The organism is Streptomyces sp. NPDC127084 (assembly GCF_042724175.1).
Classification (GTDB): domain Bacteria; phylum Actinomycetota; class Actinomycetes; order Streptomycetales; family Streptomycetaceae; genus Streptomyces.
This window is the reverse complement of the sequence record NZ_JBHXFA010000076.1, coordinates 31180-34618: the sequence shown is the minus strand read 5'-3', so window position 1 is coordinate 34618 and position 3439 is coordinate 31180. Positions and strand designations below refer to the sequence as shown.

At 69.5% G+C, this 3439-nt stretch carries 4 protein-coding genes; 1 reads left to right on the top strand and 3 read right to left on the bottom strand.

Going from position 1 to position 3439, the window contains the following annotated elements:
• Window positions 1-59: 59 nt before the first annotated feature.
• The 3 genes from ACFWI9_RS18970 to ACFWI9_RS18960 form a co-directional block, all read right to left on the bottom strand.
• Window positions 60-623 (bottom strand): hypothetical protein, encoded by a 564-nt coding sequence (locus ACFWI9_RS18970; RefSeq protein WP_387163401.1) that lies wholly within the window; start codon window positions 621-623, stop codon window positions 60-62.
• A gap of 220 nt (window positions 624-843) precedes the next feature.
• Entirely contained in the window at window positions 844-1608 is a 765-nt protein-coding gene (locus ACFWI9_RS18965) for a DUF4239 domain-containing protein (protein ID WP_387163400.1), read from the bottom strand.
• A gap of 15 nt (window positions 1609-1623) precedes the next feature.
• Window positions 1624-2169: a hypothetical protein gene (locus tag ACFWI9_RS18960; protein ID WP_387163403.1), complete on the bottom strand. Its 546-nt coding sequence runs from the start codon at window positions 2167-2169 to the stop codon at window positions 1624-1626.
• A 201-nt stretch (window positions 2170-2370) separates the two neighbouring features.
• On the opposite strand from ACFWI9_RS18960, the gene ACFWI9_RS18955 reads away from it, so the two are divergent.
• Window positions 2371-3336: an SCO0930 family lipoprotein gene (locus ACFWI9_RS18955; RefSeq protein WP_387163398.1), complete on the top strand. Its 966-nt coding sequence runs from the start codon at window positions 2371-2373 to the stop codon at window positions 3334-3336.
• Window positions 3337-3439 lie beyond the last annotated feature (103 nt).

Sequence of the window (3439 nt, the reverse complement as noted above, 5' to 3'; positions counted from 1 at the left end):
GAGTCCTTCCAGGACTCGGGGCGACGGGCTTGTGGCGAGGGCGGGGGCGGAGGCGCGGCTCAGTGCAGTCGGCCGCCCGCCCGGCGGCGCAGTACGTAGCAGAGGCCACCCGCCGCAGCGGCGACCAGTACCGCACCGGTCGCGATCATCCCGGTGTTCATCTCGCGGACGCTGCCACCGATACCACCCCGGACGCCCTGTGGCGAGGCCGCCGAAGTCGCCGCGGACGTGGACGTGGAACTCGTCGTGGCCGCGGCGGCGCCGCCCGAGATGTTCAGGTCCGTGGTCCCCGACTGCGCGCCGCAGGTGAAGGTCACCGAGTACACGGCGCCGCGCCGGGCGTCGCTGTCCACCATGGCCGTACCCGTCATACCGGCGGGGATGGTCACGGTGTCGAAGACCCCGGACGACGCCGTGGCCGGGCTGTTGCAGCCCGACACGGTCAGCGTGACCTGCCCGCCGGGGGCGACGGTCGACGGGGAGACGGCGAACGAGAACGGCTGCTGGCGGGCAGAGCCCGCGGCACCGCCACTGTCGGTGGCGGCGGCCGTCGCGGTCGGCATGGTCAGGGCGAGGGCTGCCGCTCCCAGCAGAGCGGCGGACGCGATGGGTATCGCGCGCATGGTCAATTCCTCCGTGTCCCCGAGGAGCAGCTGCGGAACGGGTTTCCACAAAGGCAGGGAATGCACCTCGATATCCGAAACGCTAGGAGTGACCCGCTCATACGCGCGATCGGTGTCGGGCGAATGGGTTATTTCTGTCGCCCGAGTGGCCTAGGGAAGGTTTGGGGTGGCGTGATCCCGGTGCTTCCGTGTGTTCTGGGCCGGCCACCCGGGCGGGTCGTCAGCCCCCGAGCTTCGGGAAGTACGCGATGAACGGTTCGGCGGTGGTGCCGATACCCCGTCCGAACGGTGCGTCGAAGTCCCAGATGAGGAAGAGCAGGAAGGCGATCAGCGCGCTGAACAGCCCCGCGAGGAGCAGTTCCCGGAAGGTCCGGCGGATCTGGAGGGTGAAGATCAGGCCCACCGTGACCACGGCGCCCGTGATCAGCCCGAACCAGACCACCCCGGGCATAGTCGCCTCGATGCTGCTGCCCCTGGCGCCCCGGGCGTCGTCCACGGCGGCGACCTGGTCGACCAGTGGTTGGTATGCCTGACCCTCGTGGTCGGTCTTCGGCACATAGTCCGTCACGTCGCGCCGCAGCCGGTCGAGCAGACGGGTGCCCTCATCGGTGAGGGAACCCTCTTCGACCATATGACGCCACTCGGAGTGGACCACATGGGTGGCATAGGCCTCGGCGTCGGCGCGGATCCGGTCGCGTGCCGCCACCGGGTAGACCGCGGCGCGTTCGTACACCTCGTGCAGTGCCTGGGCCTCGTGGCGGACGGAGTCCTGGGCGGCGCCGCGCGCCTCCCAGACACCGGCGATGGCCAGACCCAGCACGATGGCATAGACCACGCCGATCATCATCGTCATGTACTCGATGACGTCAGGGGTCTCCGACGGATCGTCGTCGTCGCCGATACGGCGCTGGTTGATGACGGTGATGGTCAGTACGACCGCGCAGGCCGCGGCCATTGCGATGGTGAGTACGGCCCATTCCGACACGTAGTACCTCCGGATTCAGGAGCGGGGACGCAGAAAGGCGGCGGCGAGCACCGCGGGGGCGGTCACCAGGAGCGTGAGCGTTACCAGTGAGGGACCGCCCCGAGGCTCCTTGCGTGCCGGCTTGCGATAGGTGGGCAGGGCGACCGTGGTCGGTGGCGCGGGCTTCGGCCGGACGGTGGGGGTGGGAGACGGGGACGGAGTGGGTGACGGGGGTGGAGGTGGCGGCGGGGCCGGCTCAGGCTGGATACGCGGTGGAGGTGGCGGAGGCGGAGGTGGCGGAGGTGGCGGAGGTGGCGGCTTCGGCGTGGCAACGGGACCCGCCCAGCAGTCACCGGAGCCGGCGGCTGAGACGGCGGAGCTGAACGAGTCGAACGAGTCGAACGAGTCGAACGAGTCAAAGGAGTCGCCGGAGCCGGCCGGGCCGGCCGAAGACGGGCCGCCCTGCTCGATCGTCGCGTACGAGCAGTTGTCGGCGGTCGTGGCGGCGGCGGGCGACACAGGCACCAGCAGCCAGGTGAGTGCGGCGGCTGAGAACAGCCGTCCGACGAGCGATCCGTACACGCCGATGAGCATGATCCGCCCGTGCCCGGAACACGCCCCTATGGGTGGTGATTCGCCTGATGGAGGGGTTGTCGGCCGCCCGGGTTTGCCGTGACGGAACTTTTTTCCGGGTTCTTTGAACACCCGGGCCGCCCCAGCTCGTACTTAGGCCATGAACGGCGCACCGGCGCCATAAGCGGATCAGGGCTCACGGGAGTTGACATGAATACCTGGCGGAACGCCTCGCTCGCGGTCAGCGCGGCAGCCGTACTGGCGCTGACGACGGCGTGCGGTCAGGAACAGGGCACGGCAACACCCGGTCAGGCCGTTGCGGCACAACCGGCGGGCCAGCAGCAGGCCGCCGACGGTTACGGCTCCGGTTACGGTTCGGGCGCGGGCAGTTCGGCCGCACCCGGTGGAGCCGCCAAGACCGCCGGACAGCTTGCCGTCCTGGAGAGCAAGAAGCTCGGCGAAGTCCTCACCGACAGCGAGGGTTTCACGCTCTACCGCTTCGAGAAGGACACCGTCACCCCGCCGAAGTCCAACTGCAACGGCGACTGCGCCAAGGCCTGGCCCGTCGTGGCCGCCGGCGATGTGACCGCCGCACCCGGCACCGACGCCTCCCTGATCGGCGAGGTCACCCGCGCTGACGGCAGCAAGCAGCTCACCATCGGCGGCTGGCCGATGTACCGCTACGCCAAGGACACCAAGCCGGGTGAGATCAACGGCCAGGGTGTGGGCGGCACCTGGTACGCCTCCGCCCCCGACGGCAAGAAGGCCGCCGCGGGCGGCGGTGCGGCCGGTGAAGGCGGCAAGCCCGCCGACCTCGCCGGACTCTCCGTCCGCAAGGACCCCAAGCTGGGCGAGATCGTCGTGGACAAGAACGGAATGACGGTCTACCGCTTCATGAGGGACTCGGCCTGGCCGATGAAGACGGCCTGCACGGGTTCCTGCCTGGAGAAGTGGCCGGTCGTCGAGCCGGTCGACAAGAACGACACCGAGGGCATCCTCAAGAAGGGCTTCGTCACCTTCGACCGCCCTGATGGCATCAAGCAGCAGACCATCGACTGCTGGCCGATCTACACGTACTCCGGCGACTCCAAGCCGGGCGACACCAACGGCCAGGGCGTGGGAGGCACCTGGTACGCCGTCTCGCCCCAGGGAAAGCCGGTCGGGGCGCCCAAGTAAACATCCCCACGCGGTGTTCCGACCCGTGGGGGGGCCCAGAAACACACCGCCACGTGGGAGGGGGCGGCCCCCGGGGTGTGGGTGACACACACACACACACCCC

What these genes read in the sequence shown, in the direction of transcription:
- ACFWI9_RS18955 (WP_387163398.1), top strand. Translation starts at nt 2,371, where the DNA reads ATGAATACCTGGCGGAACGCCTCGCTCGCGGTCAGCGCGGCAGCCGTA.
- ACFWI9_RS18970 (WP_387163401.1), bottom strand. Translation starts at nt 623, where the DNA reads ATGCGCGCGATACCCATCGCGTCCGCCGCTCTGCTGGGAGCGGCAGCC.